The 19,092-nt window shown below is 68.9% G+C and carries 17 protein-coding genes; 7 read left to right on the top strand and 10 right to left on the bottom strand.

The window, feature by feature from the left end; genetic code table 11:
* Nucleotides 1-72: 72 nt before the first annotated feature.
* The 3 genes from ACFYO1_RS06625 to rimP are packed head-to-tail and all read right to left on the bottom strand — an operon-like array spanning nucleotide 73 to nucleotide 2,194.
* The gene (locus ACFYO1_RS06625) at nucleotides 73-432 is read right to left on the bottom strand and encodes a YlxR family protein (protein ID WP_387231726.1); all 360 of its coding nucleotides are present in this window, start codon (nucleotides 430-432) and stop codon (nucleotides 73-75) included.
* 59 nt (nucleotides 433-491) lie between these two features.
* Nucleotides 492-1,523 (bottom strand): transcription termination factor NusA, encoded by a 1,032-nt coding sequence (gene nusA, locus ACFYO1_RS06620; protein WP_364720839.1) that lies wholly within the window; start codon nucleotides 1,521-1,523, stop codon nucleotides 492-494.
* Nucleotides 1,520-2,194 (bottom strand): ribosome maturation factor RimP, encoded by a 675-nt coding sequence (rimP, locus tag ACFYO1_RS06615; RefSeq protein ID WP_387227834.1) that lies wholly within the window; start codon nucleotides 2,192-2,194, stop codon nucleotides 1,520-1,522. Before rimP ends, nusA begins: the two co-directional genes overlap by 4 nt.
* A gap of 257 nt (nucleotides 2,195-2,451) precedes the next feature.
* Between rimP and ACFYO1_RS06610 the strand changes: the two genes are divergently transcribed.
* On the top strand, nucleotides 2,452-2,961 hold the full coding sequence (locus ACFYO1_RS06610; RefSeq protein WP_387231725.1) for a hypothetical protein: 510 nt from the start codon (nucleotides 2,452-2,454) through the stop codon (nucleotides 2,959-2,961).
* Nucleotides 2,958-3,392 carry a ferritin-like domain-containing protein gene (locus tag ACFYO1_RS06605; protein ID WP_387227832.1) on the top strand — a complete coding sequence of 145 codons (435 nt, stop codon included), beginning with the start codon at nucleotides 2,958-2,960 and terminating at the stop codon, nucleotides 3,390-3,392. The genes ACFYO1_RS06610 and ACFYO1_RS06605 overlap by 4 nt, the downstream gene beginning before the upstream one ends.
* Before the next feature lie 67 nt (nucleotides 3,393-3,459).
* Here the strand turns inward: ACFYO1_RS06605 and ACFYO1_RS06600 are convergent, their stop codons facing one another.
* Nucleotides 3,460-5,211 carry an acyl-CoA dehydrogenase family protein gene (locus ACFYO1_RS06600; RefSeq protein WP_387227831.1) on the bottom strand — a complete coding sequence of 584 codons (1,752 nt, stop codon included), beginning with the start codon at nucleotides 5,209-5,211 and terminating at the stop codon, nucleotides 3,460-3,462.
* Nucleotides 5,212-5,370: 159 nt separating this feature from the next.
* Entirely contained in the window at nucleotides 5,371-7,128 is a 1,758-nt protein-coding gene (locus ACFYO1_RS06595; protein ID WP_387227829.1) for a proline--tRNA ligase, read from the bottom strand.
* Nucleotides 7,129-7,186: 58 nt separating this feature from the next.
* On the opposite strand from ACFYO1_RS06595, the gene yaaA reads away from it, so the two are divergent.
* A complete protein-coding gene (yaaA, locus tag ACFYO1_RS06590; RefSeq protein ID WP_387227828.1) occupies nucleotides 7,187-7,930 on the top strand; it encodes a peroxide stress protein YaaA in 744 nt (247 codons plus the stop codon).
* A 64-nt stretch (nucleotides 7,931-7,994) separates the two neighbouring features.
* On the opposite strand, the gene ACFYO1_RS06585 is transcribed toward yaaA, so the two are convergent.
* Nucleotides 7,995-8,630 (bottom strand): metal-dependent phosphohydrolase, encoded by a 636-nt coding sequence (locus ACFYO1_RS06585; RefSeq protein WP_387227826.1) that lies wholly within the window; start codon nucleotides 8,628-8,630, stop codon nucleotides 7,995-7,997.
* 217 nt (nucleotides 8,631-8,847) lie between these two features.
* On the opposite strand from ACFYO1_RS06585, the gene ACFYO1_RS06580 reads away from it, so the two are divergent.
* Entirely contained in the window at nucleotides 8,848-9,579 is a 732-nt protein-coding gene (locus tag ACFYO1_RS06580) for a hypothetical protein (RefSeq protein ID WP_387227824.1), read from the top strand.
* 425 nt (nucleotides 9,580-10,004) lie between these two features.
* Here ACFYO1_RS06580 and ACFYO1_RS06575 read toward each other — a convergent pair whose 3' ends face one another.
* Both ACFYO1_RS06575 and ACFYO1_RS06570 read right to left on the bottom strand, forming a co-directional pair.
* Nucleotides 10,005-10,682, bottom strand: a complete 678-nt coding sequence (locus ACFYO1_RS06575) for an NADPH-dependent F420 reductase (RefSeq protein ID WP_387227822.1) — start codon at nucleotides 10,680-10,682, stop codon at nucleotides 10,005-10,007.
* 86 nt (nucleotides 10,683-10,768) lie between these two features.
* Nucleotides 10,769-12,367, bottom strand: coding sequence for a PucR family transcriptional regulator (locus tag ACFYO1_RS06570; protein ID WP_387227821.1), 1,599 nt, complete (start codon nucleotides 12,365-12,367; stop codon nucleotides 10,769-10,771).
* A 135-nt stretch (nucleotides 12,368-12,502) separates the two neighbouring features.
* On the opposite strand from ACFYO1_RS06570, the gene ACFYO1_RS06565 reads away from it, so the two are divergent.
* The 3 genes from ACFYO1_RS06565 to ACFYO1_RS06555 all read left to right on the top strand — a co-directional run bounded on the left by ACFYO1_RS06565 (nucleotide 12,503) and on the right by ACFYO1_RS06555 (nucleotide 15,959).
* Nucleotides 12,503-13,993 carry a CoA-acylating methylmalonate-semialdehyde dehydrogenase gene (locus ACFYO1_RS06565; RefSeq protein WP_387227819.1) on the top strand — a complete coding sequence of 497 codons (1,491 nt, stop codon included), beginning with the start codon at nucleotides 12,503-12,505 and terminating at the stop codon, nucleotides 13,991-13,993.
* A gap of 32 nt (nucleotides 13,994-14,025) precedes the next feature.
* Nucleotides 14,026-15,393 (top strand): aspartate aminotransferase family protein, encoded by a 1,368-nt coding sequence (locus tag ACFYO1_RS06560; protein ID WP_387227818.1) that lies wholly within the window; start codon nucleotides 14,026-14,028, stop codon nucleotides 15,391-15,393.
* A 152-nt stretch (nucleotides 15,394-15,545) separates the two neighbouring features.
* On the top strand, nucleotides 15,546-15,959 hold the full coding sequence (locus ACFYO1_RS06555) for a PPOX class F420-dependent oxidoreductase (RefSeq protein ID WP_387227816.1): 414 nt from the start codon (nucleotides 15,546-15,548) through the stop codon (nucleotides 15,957-15,959).
* 18 nt (nucleotides 15,960-15,977) lie between these two features.
* On the opposite strand, the gene ACFYO1_RS06550 is transcribed toward ACFYO1_RS06555, so the two are convergent.
* Nucleotides 15,978-17,438: an MFS transporter gene (locus ACFYO1_RS06550; RefSeq protein WP_387231723.1), complete on the bottom strand. Its 1,461-nt coding sequence runs from the start codon at nucleotides 17,436-17,438 to the stop codon at nucleotides 15,978-15,980.
* Between the two features lie 323 nt (nucleotides 17,439-17,761).
* Complete coding sequence (gene cobA, locus ACFYO1_RS06545) at nucleotides 17,762-18,952, bottom strand: uroporphyrinogen-III C-methyltransferase (RefSeq protein ID WP_387231721.1); 1,191 nt, start codon at nucleotides 18,950-18,952, stop codon at nucleotides 17,762-17,764.
* Nucleotides 18,953-19,092 lie beyond the last annotated feature (140 nt).

The raw sequence follows: 19,092 nt of genomic DNA, 5'->3' as shown, positions 1-19,092 counted from the left end.
GTTCAGGGACGGGGCCCGCACGACCTCGGGTTATCTCCGATGGACGTTCATCGTTGGTGCTTCACGGTGTGCTCATGAGTGCTCGTGCCTGTTCTCGAGGTACTTCTCCAGGGCTGAGATATCCAGATTTCCGGACACTCTTAGTGCTCTGCCGAATGCTCGGCGCCGTTCTGCCGCAGTCAGACAAGCCGAGACGGGGTGCAACCAGGCACCCCGTCCGGGAAGTCTGCGCCGCGGATCGGGAACGATCGTGACAGAACGCGGACCGTTTCCGGTATCCGTGTCCCGTGCGACGATCCGCAACAGATCGGCGGCCAACTCGCGCTTCCGGCATCCGATACAGGTCCGAATCGGTCGCGCGTGCTGAACCTCTGTCCACTCTACCGCCGACCCGGTCGGATCAACGAACCGCTCCCCTGCGGAAGTTACCAACATGTCATCCCGACGGTCTGATTCCCGACCCGACGAACGGTCTGCCGCGCCGGTTCCGGTCAACTGCGGTGCGCCTCCGTCCGCACCGAGCCGCCGCCCATGTCCGGGGCGGCGTCGCTGCGGATATCGATCCGCCAGCCGGTCAGCCGGGCGGCCAGACGGGCGTTCTGCCCCTCCTTGCCGATGGCCAGCGAGAGCTGGAAGTCCGGCACCACGACCCGCGCGGCGCGCGCCTCCGGATCGACGATAGTGACCGACACCACTTTCGACGGGGAGAGCGCGTTGCCGACGAAGGTGGCCGGATCCTCGGCGTAATCGATGATGTCGATCTTCTCGCCGGCCAGTTCGCTCATCACGTTGCGCACCCGCTGCCCCATCGGGCCGATGCAGGCGCCCTTGGCGTTGACCCCGGACACGGTGCTGCGCACCGCGATCTTCGAGCGGTGCCCGGCCTCGCGCGCCACCGCGACGATTTCCACGGAGCCGTCGGCGATCTCGGGCACCTCGAGCGCGAACAGCCTGCGCACCAGATTCGGATGGGTGCGGGAGAGGGTGATCTGCGGGCCGCGCGGACCACGCGAGACGCCGACGACGTAACACTTGATCCGGTCGCCGTGCTCGTAGGTCTCGCCCGGCACCTGCTCGGCGGGCGGGATCAGACCCTCCGCGCCGTTGATCTCGCTGCCGATGCGGACCACGATGGTGCCGCGGGCGTTGGCTCTCGCGTCGCGCTGCACCACGCCGCCGACGATGTCGCCCTCGTGCGTGGAGAACTCGCCGAAGGACTTCTCGTTCTCGGCGTCGCGCAACCGCTGCAACACCACCTGGCGCGCGGTGGTCGCCGCGATCCGGCCGAAACCCTCTGGGGTGTCGTCCCATTCGGAGATCATGTTGCCGTCGGCGTCCAGCTCGCGCGCCATCACCCGGACCGTGCCGGTCTTCTGGTTGATGTCGATGCGCGCGTTGGGCTGGTGGCCCTCGGTGTGCCGGTAGGCGGTGAGCAGTGCCGACTCGATCGCGGAGATCACGGTCTCGATCGAGATCCCCTTGTCGGCGACGATCGCGCGCAGGGCTTCGATTTCGATGTTCATTCCACGGTCCCTTCGGTCGGCGAATCGGACGCTGTTACTGATTCGGGTAGTAATGGTGTTGATCCTCGAACATCCGCGGCGTCGACCGCCGGCTCATCATCGTGCTGGCCTGGTACCGGGCGGCCGGGGATGATGCCCCCGGCGAGTTCCAGCTCTTTCGCGCCCGGCTTGGAGAATTCCACTTGCACGACCGCCTCGGCGATGTCGGCGAGTGGGACGTGCACCAGGTGTGGTTTGTGCTTGCCACCGAGCACCAGCGCCACTGTGTCGCCGCTGAGCTCACCCACCCTGGCTTCGAACTTCACCGCACCGCCCGGCTCGGGCGCGGGCGCGCCCTCGCGGAGCAGGACGCGCACCTTGCGCCCGCGCGCTCGGCGCCAGTGCCGGTCCGCGCTGAGCGGACGGTCCACGCCCGGTGTGGTGACTTCCAGAAGATACGGCGTCTCGCCGAAATCGCCTGCCTCGTCCAGTAACTCCGACAACTCGGTGCTGAGCGTGGCGATGGTGTCCAGATCGGAAGGGCCGTCGCTGTCCACGGTCACCTTCGCGCGAGCCTGCGCGTCCGCATGCTTACCAGTCGTCGAGATCTCGACGCCCTCGAGGTCGAATCCTCGGCGTTCGACGAGTCCAGCGATCAGCTGGCTCAGCCTTTCCTCGGTCGGCATCGGCATATGGGGCGGCTCCTGGTTCAGTTGTGACGGCGGCGGGAATTACTTATACCGAGGGTCTAGCGTAACGCGCCCAGAGAGTGTAGAGGACCAACGGGCAGCCACTACGCTCGCCACACGATGCCTCGTCCGGGGCGGTCTCGGGAATCTGGCACGATGGTGCCGTGCCTATCCGCCTTCCCGCGCAGCCGATCGTCCTGTGCACCTCCGGCATCCCGTCCGACCGGCACGATTCCCGGTTCGCCGTGGACCGGCGCAGCATGTTACGGCTGGCCGGTGGCGGCGCGGTCGGCGTCTTGGCGCTCGGCGCGCTCGCCGGCTGCGGCACCGAGGACAAGGTGTACGAGCCGGATCCGCTTGCCGCCCAAGAGGTTCAGGCGCGCACCGACGCCGCCGCGGCGACCGCGGCCATCGCCCTGACCCCGCAGCGGCACAGCGCGTTGACCGCGATCGCGGCCGAAAGGACCGCGCACGCAGAGGCTTTGAAGGCCGAGATCGATCGGTTGATCGGCGTCTACGGCGACGGCACCAAACCGGTGCATCGCACCCGGGAGAACGGTCCGGGACAGTCCTCGGGCTCGTCCGCGGTGTCTTCCGGCACGGCGATACCACCCAGCCCACCACCGTCGGTCGACGCGCTACGCGCACAGCTCACCAAATCGCGCCAGTCGGCCGCCGACCTGGCCCGCGGCCAGTCCGGTTACCGGGCGGGGCTGCTCGCCTCGATCAGCGCGGCGTGCGCGGTTCAGGCGGGGGTGCTGCTCGCATGACCGATAGCGAACGCCAGGCGCTGCTCGACGCGCTGCGCGCCGAATACGGTGCGGTGTATGCCTACGGCGTGATCGCCGCGTATGCCTCGGCCGAACGTGGCCGCCTGGTCGCGGAAAGCACTGCCGCGCACCGCGCCCGCCGCGACGCCACCATCGATGCCCTCACCGCGGCCGGCGTCACCGCGCCCCCGCCGGATGCCGCCTACACGATGCCGTTCCCGGTCAACGACCCGATTCCGGCGGCCCGGCTGGCCGCGACGGTCGAGACCGACACGGCAGTGGCCTGGCGCTCGGTGGTCGAACGCGGCGACACCGAGAACGTCCGCCGCATGGGCGTCGACGCGCTCACCGAAAGCGCTGTGCGCCTTGCCACTTGGCAGTCGATCCTGGGCACCGACCCGCCGACGATCGCCTTCCCCGGCAAAGCCTGACCCCGCCACGCGAAGAAGGCCGGCCCCGCAGTCGTTGCGGGACCGGCCTTTTCGCTAGCGCGCCGACCTACGGGCGCATCTCGTACGCACCGTCATAGGACGCGACCTCGGCCCAGATCCGGTCGAAGCGCGCACGGTCGGCCACCGGCGGACGCAACGCCGAAGCGGCCCAGCCCTGCTGATCCGGGGTGGCGGACGGCTTGCCGTAGAGCGTGGTGGCATAGCTGTTGAAGTCCCGGATCTGGAAGTCGAAGATCTGGTCCAGCAGATCGCGGTCCAGGCCGGTGGGGGCCGCCTGCTCCAGGATCAGCTGCCCGTAGACCACCAGGGAGAACAGGTGGCCGATGGTCAGCATGAAGTCCAGGTCCTTCTGCTGGTCGGCGCTGGGTGCCGCGGTGCTCAGCAGCGTGCGCAGCGCCTGGGCCTGCTCGAAGAACCGGCCGACGTTCGGGATGTCGGCGTGCTTCTCATAAGCCGGGGTCCAGTCGGCGAACTGCACCTTGCCCGCGCCGCGGGCCGGGCCCTGGTGCCAGAAGAACTCGTCGTCGGCGGCGTCGCGCCGGGTGCCGATCTCCGGGTAGTCCTTCGGGTTGAACAGGTAGTTCGGCATGAACTTCAGGATCTGCCCGACGTTCACGTGCACCGTGCCCTCGAGCCGGGGCAGCGTGTTGATCAGCCGGGCCACCTCGGCGAAGTAGGTGTTCTTCTCGAATCCCTTGGCCGCCAGCACGTCCAGCAGCAGGGTCATCACGGTCTCGCCCTCGGAGGTCACCTTGGACTTGGTCATCGGGTTGAACAGCAGGTAGCGCCGATCCTCCAGGCTCGCGCTGCGGAAGTAGTCCACGGCCCGGTCGCTGAACAGCTTCATCGCCACGATGCGGGCGTAGGCATCGACGAAATTCGTTCGCACGTGCGGGAACTCGGTGACCGGGTTGCCGTAGAGGATGCGGTTGTTCGCGTGCGTGATCGCCTCGTAGAACGAGTGCTCGACCATGCCGATGCCGCCGTGGCAGAGGTTGAACTTGCCGACGTTGACCGTGTTCAGCGCGGCGGAGAACGCCTCGGGCCCGGTGTGCAGGATGTCCGCCGCGCGCACCGGGTAGTTCTCCAGCCGGAAGGTGCTGACATACATCTGCTGGTGCACGACATTGCCGAGCAGCCGGTAGTTCTCGTGCCTGCTGTCCGCGGCGAACCACACATAGCCGTCCGCGCCCTCGATGTCGGCGCGGCGGGAGAACACCGACACCATGCTCGCCACATTGCCGTTGCCGATGTAGTACTTCTCGCCGTTGGCGCGGAACAGGATTCCGGCCTCGGCGTCGGCGCTGCCCGGCTCGCTCGGGGTCAGCACCAGGTCGGTGTTGTAGATGTCGGCGCCGTGCTCGCGCTCGGACAGCCCGAACGCCATCACCTGTCCCTCGGCCAGGTCCGCGGCCGCGCGCCGCTTGGCCTCCTCGTTGTCGCTCTGCCAGATCGGTCCGAGGCCGAGGATGGTCACCTGCTCGGCGTACCAGTAGGCCAGGCCGTAGAAGCCGAAGATCTCGGACAGGGCCGCGTTGCGGGCCGCGTCCCAGCGCCGGTTCTCGTCGCCGTCGGCGTAGGCGGCCGGGGTCAGGAAGGTCGCGAACAGCTTCTCCTTGGCGACGAAGTCCAGGAAGTCCGCCGTCCACACCGCGTCCGCGTCGTCGGCCAGCAACTGCTGCTTACCCCGCGACTCGAACCACTCGATGGTCGCGCGCAGCAGCCGCCGGGTCTCGGCGTCGAACTGCTGCGGGTCGTAGGTGGCCGGGTTGAACAACAACGCGTCGGTGCTCGTCATGCCGTTAACTTACCAGCGGGTAATCGCACGCCGGAGCGGGTCCGTCGTACCTCACACAGCAAATCTCGCCTACGCGACCGTAGGTCCGCCGGTCTGTTCGGCGGGAAAACAGCGCGGCCCCGATGGGAGATCCATCGGGGCCGCGCGGCGTATCGGTGACTAGCCGCGAACCTTCGCCACGACCGCGTCGACGGCCGACTCGGCGGGGATCTCGTCGGCTTCGCCGGTGAACCGGTCGCGCAGTTCCACCTTGCCCTCGGCCCAGCCGCGGCCGATCACGAGAACCAGTGGCATGCCGAGCAATTCGGCATCCTTGAACTTCACCCCCGGCGAGGCGGTGCGGTCGTCGAAGAGGACGTCGAGGCCCTGGGCGTTGAGACCGGCCACGACCTCCTCGGCGCCCGCGCGGGCCGCGTCGTCCTTGTTCGCGATGACGACGTGCACGTCGTACGGCGCGACCTCGGCGGGCCAGCGCAGGCCCTTGTCGTCGTGCTGCTGCTCGGCGATCACCGCGACCATGCGGGACACGCCGAGACCGTAGGAGCCCATGGTCAGGCGCACCGGCTTGCCGTTCTCGCCGAGCACGTCCACGTCGAACGCGTTGGTGTACTTCTGCCCGAGCTGGAAGATGTGGCCGATCTCGATGCCGCGCGAGGCGACCAGCACGCCGCGGCCGTCGGGCGAGGGATCGCCGTCGCGGACCTCGGCGGCCTCGATGGTGCCGTCTGGGGTGAAGTCGCGCCCGGCGACCAGGCCGACGACATGCTTGCCCGGCGCGTCGGCGCCGGTGATCCACGCGGTGCCGGTGACCACGCGAGGATCGACCAGGAACCGAACACCGTTGGCCTGCAACGCCTTCGGCCCGATGTAGCCCTTCACCAGGAACGGATTGGCGGCGAAATCGGCCTCGGTGAGCAACTCGACCTCGGCCGGCTCGACCGAGGAACCGAGGCGCTTGTCGTCGACCTCACGGTCGCCGGGGATGCCGATGCCGACGATCTCTTCCTTGCCGTCCGGGTGCCGCAGCTTCACCATGACGTTCTTCAGGGTGTCGGCCGCGGTGACCGGACGGCCGAACTGCTCCGCGATCCCGGCGCCGTTGGCCCAGTCGACCAGCGTCGCGATGGTGGGGGCGTCCGGGGTGTCGTGCACGACGGCCTCGGCCAGTCCGTCCAGTGGCAGCGGCGCGGGCGCGGGCGTGACCACGGCCTCCACGTTGGCCGCGTAACCGGACTCGACGCAGCGCACATAGGTGTCCTCGCCGGACGGGCTGTCGGCCAGGAACTCCTCGGACGCGCTGCCGCCCATCGCACCGGAGGTGGCCGCCACGATGACGTACTGGACCTGCAACCGGTCGAAGATCCGCTGATAGGCCTCGCGGTGGGCGTTGTAGCTGGTCTTGAGGCCGTCGTCGTCCAGGTCGAACGAGTAGGAGTCCTTCATGATGAACTCGCGGCCACGCAGGATGCCCGCGCGCGGACGCTCCTCGTCGCGGTACTTGTCCTTGATCTGGTACAGGATGACCGGCAGGTCCTTGTAGGAGTTGTATTCGCCCTTCACGGTGAGCGCGAACAGTTCCTCGTGCGTCGGGCCGAGCAGGTAGTCCGCGCCCTTGCGGTCCTGGAGGCGGAACAGGTTGTCGCCGTACTCGGTCCAGCGGTTGGTGGTCTCGTACGGCTCGCGCGGCAGCAGCGCGGGCAGCGAGATCTCCTGGGCGCCGATCGCGTCCATCTCTTCGCGCACGACTTCCTCCACCCGGCGCAGCACCCGCAGGCCGAGCGGCAGCCAGGAGTAGACGCCCGGCGCGATGCGCCGCACGTATCCGGCGCGGACGAGCAGTTTGTGGCTGGGCACCTCGGCGTCGGCGGGATCGTCGCGCAGGGTACGCAGGAAAAGTCGAGAGAGGCGGGTGATCACGGATGCACAGGGTAGTCGCTGGCCCGGCGATGGTCACAGCGCATTACCGTTATCGCTCGTGCTGGTGCTGCTGCCTCCCTCCGAAACCAAGTCCGACGGTGGTACGGACGTTCCGCTGGACCTCGACGCACTGTCGATGCCGCAGCTCACAGCGGTGCGCGACCGGCTCATCGACGAGCTGACCAAGCTGGCCACCGACCCGGACGCCAGCCGCGCCGTGCTGGACCTCGGCAAGGGGGCTGACGCGGAGATCGCCCGCAACGCGGCCCTGCGGACCTCGCCGACACGCCCGGCGCTGGAGCGCTATACCGGGGTGCTCTACGACGCGCTGGACGCGCGCTCGTTCACCAAGGCGCAGCGCGCGAAGGCGTACGCGCAGCTCGGCATCGGGTCGGCGCTGTTCGGTGCGGTTCGGGCGAGCGATCCGATTCCGGCCTACCGGCTCTCCGGCGGGTCGAAACTGCCCGGCCTGCCGACGCTTTCGGCAGTGTGGCGGGAAACCCTGCCCGAGGCTTTGCTCGCCGAGGCCGCGGGTGAACTGGTCGTCGATCTGCGCTCGGGGGTGTATCAGCAGCTCGGCCGGGTTCCCGGCGCGGTCACCGCCAATGTCCTGACCGAACACCCGGACGGCTCGCGGACGGTGGTGAGTCACTTCAACAAGCACCACAAAGGGCTGCTCGCCCGCGCCCTCGTCCTGTCCCGCGCCGAACCCACCGATGTGCGTGGCCTCGCCCGGGTCGCGACGAAATCGGGCCTGAAGACCGAAATCGCCTCCCCTACCGAGTTGTTGATTCTCACCTGAGCCGACGCGCGGGATCGCCGGACCGGACCCGTCACTCGGGACTCGACCACGAGCCGCTACCCGTTCAGTCGGCCGGCTCCGTGAGCTGGATCAGTTCCCGCTCCAGGTTCGCCCGCGCGGCGGCCTCGAATCGGGTTCGGGCAGTGCGTGTCCGGAACAATCGCGGTTGCCGGACGAGGTCCTGGAGTACCGCCGTGCGCCCGGCTCGGAACAGCGCGTCGGGCACGTGCCGGTACTCCGCCCTGACCGCCGCGACATACGCGGCGTAACCCGGACCGTCGGCAGCGAGTACGGCCAGGTCCGCGTCGCACAGGACACCGCCATTGCGGTCGTCGTCGGCCGGATCGTGGGTCGCGGTGAGGCGCACCAGTCTCGCCACCTCGTGCACGAGTTCCGGTGCCGCGCCGAGGGATCCGAGCATCTGCTCGGCCAGCACCGCGCTCTGCTCCTCGTTGTCCGCACGATCCACCGCGTACACGGCGTCGTGAAAGAACGCCGCGTACCGAACCGCGTCCGCATCTGCGGCGTCCCCGGCCAGCTCATCGATGACCGGCAGCATCGCGGCCAGGTGATCGACCGTGTGATACCGCCGATGCGGCTCCTGATACCGCCGGATCAGGTCGTCCCCGACCGCCGCGGCGTCCGCCCCCGCCAGTGCTGCCCACCGTTCGCGCAGGCCCGTCTCCGTCGATGTCCCCATCGGCACAGTCTGGCGAACCGCGCCCTCGCCGACAATGCCCCGGCCGCTGTGCCGTACAGCACAGCACGAAACCCGCCCCAGGAAAAATAAGATGCGCCGACCCCACACCGGTCCGTACCGTGGCACCGGAGCTCAGGGTTGCCGAAACGGGAGGATTCGGCGGCATCGAGCCGAATGTTGGTGCACCGCGCGGGAATTGCGCGGCGGGGAGGTAGAGATGACAAAGCTGAATCAGATCATTGCGGTCGAGAAGGGTATCAAGAGCGGTGCCCTGCGCGAGCTGGCCGAGGCGCACGGCGCATTGCAGAAGCCGTCGCTGCTGGCCGGTCTCGCGCGCACCTATCAGCCGAAAGACGAAGAGGGCGAGCAGCTTCCGCCGGAGTCCACCCGGGTGCAGGTGAAGTCCGAGGAGGTGCTGCGCCAGACCGCGGCGACGCTGACCCGCCTGTTCGACGTCACCGCGACCAAGGACTGGGCGAACACCGCGGCCAAGGCCGACGTGACGGTCGACGGCGAGGTGTTGCTGCGCGACGCGCCGGTCTCCTACCTGCTGTTCCTGGAGAAGCAGCTGGCCGAGCTGCACACCTTCGTGAAGAAGCTGCCGGTGCTGGACGCGGCCGAGGTGTGGTCGTTCGACGACTCGTCCGATACCTGGCGCACCGACGCCGTGCGCACCATGCGCACGAAGAAGGTGCCGCGCAACCACGTGAAGGCCGAGGCGACCGAGAAGCACCCGGCCCAGGTCGAGGTGTACTACGAGGACATCGCCGTCGGCTACTGGACGCTGGTGCGCTTCTCCGGCGCGCTGCCGGCCCGGCGGATCAACGAACTGGCCGTGCGGGTCGAAAAGCTCCAGCGGGCAGTGCAATTCGCGCGTGAAGAGGCGAACGGGACCGAGGTCACCGACCGCAAGACCGGTGACGTGATCTTCGGCTACCTCTTCCGCTGACCCCGGCGCGGGGCCGGCCGCCATCGGCCCCGCGCCCCCACAGACTCCCCCGCCGGGTGCGGGGGAAGCGCAAGGAGCGCAAAACTCAATCTGAAGCTAAAGCTGAATCACACGGCGTCAGTAGGGGTTCGAGTCCCCTCCCGGGCATCCACGCCCGGGTGGCCCAACTGGTAGAGGCAACCGTGGTCAACCTCAGACTCTCGCTCCAGCACGAGTATTCGCCGCCGAACACCCCGGGACGAGGAAAGGACATGCCCGCGACGAGATGCCGGTTCAACTCCGGTCTTCCGCGCCCATGCGGAGGTGGTCCAACCGTAGGATGCGTCGCTAACCTGAAGCTCATCCGATCCCGACGCCGGGGTGTGCGAATTGGGCGGCACTTCGAGACCCGGGAGCAGGCTACGCTCCCGGGTTTCGCCAATCGATCAGCGCTGTGCGGCGGCCAGCAGGGCGCGAATCTTCGCGGCGTCGGCGGGCGCACCGTCGTTCTCCCAGAACGGAAGTGCCGACGCGTAGACGTCCGCGTACACCGGCGTGCTCACCTGGAAACGCCAGCTCTCGCTCAACGGCCCGACGTCGACGGTGTCGTAGCCGAGTACGTCGAGCAGTTGCGCCGCAGCGGCTTTCGCGTCCGCGTCGTCGCCGGCGATCGGCAGCGCGGTGCGCTCCGGCGAGCCGATCGGGCGGGCCAGCTGGCCGAGGTGGGCGAAGTAGATGTTGTTGAACGCCTTCACCACCTTCGAGGTCGGCAGATGCTTCTGCAGCAGTTCGCTGCTCGTCGTGGACCCGTCCTCGAGCTCGGGGAACGTGCCGTCCCGATCCGGGTAGTAGTTGTTGGTGTCGATGACGACCTTGCCCGCCAGCGGCGCCACCGGCACCTGCCGGTAGTTGCGCAGCGGCACGGTCACCACCACGATGTCCCCCGCCGCGGCCGCCTCGTCGGCGGTCGCCGCCCTGGCCCGTGGGCCGAGCTCGGTGACCAGATCAGCCAGGGTCTGCGGACCACGCGAGTTACTCAGGACCACGTCCAGCCCGGCAGCGATGGCGAGCCGCGCCACCGTGCTGCCGATGTTCCCGCTACCGATCAATCCAAGGGTTGTCATACGCCGTCAAACACCGCCGTGACCTCGGATGTTCCCGCACCGGACAGCGGCGACGGCGGCGCGTGAGCGACGTCACCCGCGGGCGTTCACGGCCCGTCGGCGTTGGCGGTGAGGTCGCGGATGAGCAGCGCGGCGTGCAGCGACGTGCGCGACTCGCCGTCTTCGAGATCGACCGCCAGGATGCGTTCGATGCGGGCCAGCCGGTCGTAGAGCGTCGGCCTGCTGATGCTGAGCCGGCGCGCGAGCTCGGTCTTGTTGCCGGCCAGGTCGAGGAATTGACGCAGGGTGCGGGACAGGTCGGCGGTGTGCCGAATGTCGTAGCGCAGCAACGCACTCAGCTCGGTCTCGGCGAAACGTTGCACGCCCGGTTCGTCGCGGATCAGCGACAGCAGTCCGCGCAGCCGCACATCGCCGCTGCGGTAGAACGGCCGCGGCGCCGAACTCTTCAGCGACAGTGCGACTTCCGCGACGTGCGCGGCGTGCGGCAGCTCGTGCGCGGTGTCCAGCAGCGAATCCGATTCCGCGCCGACGCCGATCACCACGCGCTCGACACCGTCCACGCGACGCACTTCGCCGGTGATCGCCGTGCAGGCGGCGGTCAGGCTGTGGTCGAGGTCGCCGGATCGGGGCAGCGCCAGAATCATGCCGACCCGGTCGCCCTGGTCGGCGGCGGCGAGCGCGGTCAGCTTGGCTAGGCCGAGGCCGTGCGTGACCGCGTCCAGGATCCCGGCGGCCCGGCGTTGCCTGGCCACCGGATCGGCCTCCGCGACCGCGGCGACGTCGACGGCCAGCGGAACGTAGGCGGCGCGACGAGTCAGACCAAGGGCGGCGGCCCGCGCCAGCGCGTCCCGTTCGTCCAGTACCCGGCCGTTGACCAGATCGTCGATGAGCCCGGTCTGCGCCTGCCGATGCAGGCCGAAGCGGTCCTTCTCGATCATCCGGTGCAGGGTCAAGGTCTGCGCGGCGCGTTCGAGCACCATCCTGGCGCGGGCGGTCGGGACGTCGCCGGCCGGCAGGATCAGCCGCCCCCACCGCTGGGTGTGCGGGCCGACGGCCACCGCGTCCCAGCCGTCGGGCAGCAGCCGCGAGGTGGTCTCCCAGTCGTCCAGCAGCGTCGAGGTGGACGCGTGCCGCGCGGTGAACGTGAGCACCCGGTGCGCCAGGTCCTCCAGCACCACCGACGAATCCAACATGCCCGCAGCGGTTTTCACGATCTCGGCGAGCGACGCCCGGCGCACGCTGAGGTCGGTGAACGTCTCGTGCACGGTGCGCGCGAACTCGAGCTCGGCGTACTGCTCGGCCACGATGACCCGGTGCACCGCCTCGGTGATCTCGACGAACCGGGTGATCTTGTGCAGCACGATCACCGGCAGGCCCAAGGCGTCGGCGGTCGCGGCCACTACCGGCGCGAGTTCCGGCACGTAGCCACCCAGCTCGATGACCAGCCCCGCCACCCCGGCGGCGGCCAGCGCGGTCAGATAGCCGACCGTCGCGATGTCGCCGTGGCTCATGGCCTGCCCGGTGGTGAGAATCAGTTCCCCGCCGACCAGCAATTGCGCCACATCCGCCACGTCGCTGACGTGCACCCAGCGCACCGGGCGGTCCAGCGATCCGCCCGCCACGACCTGCGGCTCACCGGCGCGCACCACCGGCATCGCCAGCACATCGGCCACGGAGGGAAGCACCGACGAATCGTAATACGAAATCGGAAATCCCGTACAGATCGTCGGGCCATCCAGCAAGGTTGATGCCGCAGAGTAGTACCCAGGAGGCGTCCGCCCGCCGGCGCCCGCGACGCTCACGGATCGAATCGAGGAGAAATGCAGACAATCGCGCACTGGCTCGACGGCAAGGCCTTCGCAGGCACCAGCGAGGCGACCGCGCCGGTGACCAATCCGGCGACCGGCGTGGTGACCGGACAGGTCGCGCTTGCGAACGTCGCGGACACCCGGGCCGCGATCGATGCCGCGGCCGATGCCTTCCCGGCCTGGCGGGACACCTCGCTGGCCCGGCGCACGCAGATCCTGTTCCGCTTCCGCGAGCTGCTCAACGAGCGCAAGGAAGACCTGGCGAAGCTGATCACCGCCGAGCACGGCAAGGTGCTGGCCGACGCCATGGGCGAGGTGAGCCGCGGCCTGGAGGTCGTCGAATTCGCTTGCGGCGTACCGCATCTGATCAAGGGCGGGTACACCGAGAACGCGTCGACGAAGGTGGACATCTTCTCCATCCGGCAGCCGCTGGGCCCGGTCGCGGTGATCTCGCCGTTCAACTTCCCGGCGATGGTGCCGATGTGGTTCTTCCCGCTGGCCATCGCCGCGGGAAACACGGTGGTGCTCAAGCCGAGTGAGAAGGATCCGTCGGCGTCGCTGTGGCTGGCCGAGCTGTGGGACGAGGCCGGTTTGCCGGCCGGTGTGTTCAACGTGGTGCAGGGCGACAAGGTCGCGGTCGACGAGTTGCTGGACAACCCGAAGATCAAGGCGGTCTCGTTCGTCGGCTCGACCCCGATCGCGAAGTACGTCTATCAGCGCGGCACCACCGCGGGCAAGCGGGTGCAGGCGCTCGGCGGCGCGAAGAACCACATGGTGGTGCTGCCGGACGCCGATCTGGACCTGGCCGCCGACGCCGCGGTGAACGCCGGATTCGGTTCGGCGGGTGAGCGATGCATGGCGATCAGCGTGGTGGTCGCGGTCGGCGACGCGGCCGACGAGCTGGTCGGCAAGATCACCGAGCGGGCCACCACGATCAAGACCGGCGACGGCACCCGCGGCACCGACATGGGCCCGCTGGTCACCCGGGCACACCGGGACAAGGTCGCCGAGTACATCGCGGCGGGCGAATCCGCCGGAGCGCGTGTGGTTCTGGACGGACGCGGAATCGAGGCAGACGGCGCGGCGGACGGATTCTGGCTCGGGCCGACGATTCTCGACCAGGTCGGCACCGACATGAGCGTCTACACCGACGAGATCTTCGGTCCCGTCCTGTCTGTCGTACGCGTGGACAGCTACGACGACGCGCTCGCGCTGATCAACGCCAACCCCTACGGCAACGGCACCGCCATCTTCACCAACGACGGCGGCGCGGCCCGGCGCTTCCACAACGAGGTGGAGGTCGGCATGGTCGGCATCAACGTGCCGATCCCGGTGCCCATGTCCTACTACAGCTTCGGCGGCTGGAAGAACTCGCTGTTCGGCGACTCGCACGCGCACGGCGCCGACGGCGTGCACTTCTTCACCAGGGGCAAGGCGGTCACCACGCGCTGGCTCGATCCGAGCCATGGTGGGATCAACCTCGGCTTCCCGGAAAACAAGTAGCCACAATCCCAGCGACGCAGGAGAACTCGCCGATGACCCTCCCGAACGGATTGACCCCAGAGACCGCCCGCGCGGCCGCCGAACGCGCATACGAGCTCGACCGCCGCCACGTCTTCCACTCCTGGTCCGCCCAGGCGAACCTGAAGCCGATGACGATCAGCGCCACCCAGGGCTGTTACGTCTGGGACGGGGAGGGCAACCGGTTGCTCGACTTCTCCTCCCAGATGGTGAACACCAACATCGGCCATCAGCACCCGAAAGTCGTTGCGGCGATCCAGGAACAGGCCGCGAAGCTGTGCACCGTGGCACCGCCGCACGTCAACGACGCCCGCTCGGAGGCGGCCCGGCTGATCGCCGAGCGGACGCCGGGCGAGCTGAACAAGATCTTCTTCACCAACGGCGGCGCCGAGGCGGTCGAGCACGCGGTGCGGATGGCCAGGCTGCACACCGGCCGCTACAAGGTGCTGGCCCGTTATCGCTCGTATCACGGCGGCACCGAGACCGCGGTCAACCTGACCGGCGATCCGCGGCGCTGGGCCAACGATCACGGCAACGCCGGCGTGGTGCACTTCTTCGGCCCGTTCCTCTACCGCACGCAATTCCACTCGACCGACGAAACCCAGGAAACCGAGCGCGCTTTGGCGCATCTCGAACAGACCATCGCGTTCGAGGGGCCGAACACCATCGCGGCGATCGTGCTCGAATCCATCCCCGGCACAGCGGGAATCATGATTCCGCCGCCGGGATACATGGCGGGTGTGCGGGCGCTGTGCGACAAGTACGGCATCGTCTTCATCGCCGACGAGGTGATGTCGGGGTTCGGCCGGACCGGAAAGTGGTTCGCGATAGAGCATTTCGAGGGTGTCGTCCCCGATCTGATCACCTTCGCCAAGGGCGTTAACTCCGGGTACGTCCCGCTCGGCGGGGTGGCGATCAGCCCGGCCATCGCCGCGACGTTCGACGACCGGCCCTACCCCGGCGGGCTCACCTACTCCGGGCATCCGCTGGCCACGGCCGCCGCGGTCGCGACGATCAACGCGATGGCGGACGAGCGCATCATCGAGAACGCCGCCGACATCGGCGCCCGGGTCCTCGGTCCCGGCCTGCGGGAGATCGCCGAACGGCACCCGAGCATCGGCGAGGTGCGCGGCACCGGGGTGTTCTGGGCGCTGGAACTGGTCCGCGACCGGGCCACGCGCGAACCGCTCGCGCCGTACGGCGGCACGAGTCCGGCGATGAACGAGGTGGTCGCTGCCGCCAAGGCGGCCGGGCTGCTGCTGTTCGTCAACTTCAACCGGCTGCACGTGGTACCGCCGTGCATCGTCAGCGAGGCCGAGGCGAAGGAGGGTCTGGCCATCCTGGACAACACGCTCGCGGTCGCCGACCGGCACGCCGCCTGAGAACGGCACGCGCCACAGCCGCACGACTTCTGGTTTCCCGCACCGGGACTCGCCGCACGGACACCCGTGCGGATGTCGGAAGCCGTGCGGCTGTGGCGCGTGGGCTCACGTTCGCCGGAATGTCATCGGCGCCCAGTGTGTTCCAACTATGCGTGACCGATACCACTGAGCTTTCCGAAGATCTGAAGAAGTATCTGGACGAGTCCAAGGTGTTCGCGACGGCGGCGACGACGAACCCGAACGGCCAGCCGCACCTCACCGTCATCTGGCTCGAGCGCGACGGCGACGACCTGTTGTTCTCCACCACCACCGATCGTCAGCAGGGCAAGAACCTGGCCCGCGATCCGCGGATCACCATCATGGTCAACCCGCCGGAGAACCCGTACACCTACGCCGAGATCCGCGGCACCGCGACGCTCACCCCGGACCCGGACAAGACCCTGCCGGACAAACTGTCGGAGAAGTACACCGGGCAGAAGTACCTGGACTTCAACCCGGCCTCGGTCAACGACGGCCCGCGCGTCATCGTGCGGGTGACGCCGAGCAAGGTCGCCGGCCGACTCTGAGCAACCGGTCCAGCGGGCTCAGGCCTGCTGGGCCTCTTCCTGCGCGTGCTGGGCCTGGGCGAGCTGGGCCGGGGTGAACCGCAGGGTCAGCGCGATCAGCCCGGCCACGAACGCGACGATCGCGCAGACGAACAGCACCAGCGTGTAACCGCTGCCCAGCGCGGCGACCTCGGTCGCGTTCATCTCCGTCACCTTGCCGGTTCGGCCGCCGAGCGACAGGGTGCGCGAGGCCGCGATCGGCGTGAGCAGGCCGATGGCCACCGGCGTGGCCAGGTTCATGAACATCTGCCCCACCGCGGACAGCGGCCCGATGTTCTCCGCGGACACCCCGACCAGCACGCACAGCGGCGCGAGCACCATCGCCATGCCGACGCCGAAGCCGATCACCACGAGCAGCGGCAGCAGCGTGGTCGGATACTGCACGTCGCCGTCGAGCGTCGAGCCGAACAGCAGGCCGACGCCGAGCACGACCGCCGCCCCGGCCAGCAGCCAGCGCGGCGCGAAGAGCATGGCGAGCTTGGAGGCCAGCGCGCCGCCGATGCCGATGCCGATGGTGAACGGGATGGCCGCGACCCCGGCCTGCAGCGGGCTGTAACCGATGACGTTCTGCAGGAACTGCGCGACGAAGAAGGTCATCGCGCCGAGCACACCGCCGGCCAGGAAGATCAGCAGGAAGGTCGCGACCCGGTCGCGGCTGTCGAACAGCGACCACGGCAGCAGCGGATCCTCGATCTGGCGCTCCATGATCACGAACACCACCAGCAGCACCACGCCGCCGATCAGCGCGCCGATGATGAACGGGTTGCCCCAGCCCAGCTCGGGCCCCTCGGTCGCGCCGAACACGATGGCCGCGCAGGCGAGGGTGCCGAGGATCGCGCCGCGCACGTCCAGCGGAGAGCGGTGGTGCGCGGTGTCGGCGAGCTTGTATATCGCGCCGACGATGATCAGCACGCCGATCGGCACGTTGATCAGGAAGATCCAGCGCCAGGACATCTGGGTCAGCGCGCCGCCGACCACCAGGCCGCCGACCGAGCCGATGCCGACCATCGAGCCGACGATCGCGATCGCCTGGTTGCGCGCCTTACCCGGGGCGAAAGTCGTTGCCACGAGGGCGAATGCGGTCGGGGCCGCGATCGCCGCGCCCGCGCCCTGAATCGCGCGGGCGGCGAGCAGCATGCCCTCGTTCTGGGCCAGGCCGCACAGCAGCGAGGCGAAGGTGAACAGCGCGACGCCGATGATCAGCATCCGCTTGCGCCCGAACGCGTCGCCGAGCCGGCCGCCGAGCAGCATCAGCCCGGCGAAGGTGAGGCCGTAGGAGGTCACCGTCCACGCGCTACCCGCGCTGGACAGCCCCATCTCCTCCTGCAGCCGGGGCAGCGCGAAGATCACCACGGTGCCGTCCAGCACCACCATGAGTTGCAACCCGCTCAGCACAAGGATGGCGAGCCCGAAGGCCCGCTGCTTCATCGGATACTGCATCGTCGCAGCGGGATTCTCGAGCACAGTGAGCCACTGTACTTACCCCGCCCCACCCCCGATACCGGCGACCGATCCCCCACCCGCACACCTCCTGACAAACGCACGCGTCTCAGCCCCGCGAGTCGTCCTCAGTAGCACATGCCGACATCCGCGCGTGCGTTCACCCGGCGAGTCGAGGTGCGGCACATCAGTACCCAGGTACTGCGATCCGTCCGCCACTTCCGACACCATGATGGCGCAGCACGCCGCACAGCTTCTGACACAGGCACGCGTGTCAGGGCGGCGAGTCGATCTGCGAGGAATCAGAAGGTGTGCGGGTGGGATCAGCTGTCGGCGGAGAAGGAGGCGGTGGGGCCGATGACCACGATGGCGGGTGGGCGGATGCCTTCGTCTTTGACCCGGGTGGCGACGGTGCCGAGGTCGGCGCGCAGGACGCGCTGGGTGCGCAGGGTGCCCTCCTGGATGACCGTGGCCGGGGTGGTCGCGGCGCGGCCGTTCTCGATGAGGACGGTGGCGAACTGCTCGATGCGTTCGACGGCCATCATCAGGACGATGGTGCCGCGGAGGCGGGCGAGGGCGGGCCAGTCCACGAGCGAGTCCGGGTGGTCGGGGGCGACGTGGCCGCTGACCACGACGAATTCGTGGGTGACGCCGCGATGGGTCACCGGAATGCCCGCGGCCGCGGGGACCGAGATCGGGCTGGTGATGCCGGGGACCACGGTGACCGGGATGCCCGCGTCGACGCAGGCCTCGAGTTCCTCGAAACCGCGGCCGAAGACATAGGGATCGCCGCCCTTGAGCCGGACGACGAACTTGCCCGCCTTGGCCCCCTCGATGAGCGCGGCATTGATCGCGTCCTGGGCCATCGCCCGCCCGTACGGGATCTTCGCCGCGTCGATCACCTCGACGTCGGGGCCGAGTTCGGCCAGCAGTTCCGGCGGGGCGAGGCGGTCGGCGACCACCAGGTTCGCCCGGCCGAGCAGTCTGCGACCGCGCACGGTGATCAGGTCCGGATCGCCGGGTCCGCCGCCGACCAGGGCCACGCCCGGGGTGATCGGCGTCGAATCATCGGTCACCACACCGGATTGCAGCGCCTCGAGCAGCGCGTTGCGCACCGCGGCCGAGCGGCGGTGCTGCCCACCGGCCAGCACGCCGAGGGTCATGCCGTCATACCGTGCGGTCGCCGGCGTGACCGCCGTGCCGAGCCGGGCGATGTCGGCCCGCACACAGAAGACGCGGCGACGAGTGGCCTCCTCGACCACGGCCGCGTTCGTCTCCGGCTCGTCGGTGCAGGCGATCGCGTACCAGGCGCCGTCCAGGTCGCCGTCGGCGTAGGGCCGCAGCGTGACGGTGATCTGCCCGGAGGTCGCCATTCCCTCGACCGCCGGAGTCACCTCGCGACTGATCACATGCACGTCCGCACCGGACGCGATCAGCAGCCCGAGCCTGCGCTGCGCCACCGTCCCGCCGCCGAGCACGACGACACGACGCCCGTCGAGGTCGAGCCCGACCAGATAATTCGGGTCGCCCTCATTGGACGCGGCGGTATCGGATACCGCCTGTTCGGCGCTGCGGTCTGACGTGTTCGGCACAGTTTTCGAGCCTACGGCCTGGCCACGGAGCCACCGCAATCGACTCGGGTCACCGCTGGTAC

It is taken from the genome of Nocardia sp. NPDC006044 (assembly GCF_042871115.1).
In the GTDB taxonomy this organism is placed as follows: Bacteria; Actinomycetota; Actinomycetes; order Mycobacteriales; family Mycobacteriaceae; genus Nocardia.
The sequence above is the reverse complement of the archived record's forward strand: the minus strand, read 5'-3'. Positions and strand labels throughout refer to the sequence as shown.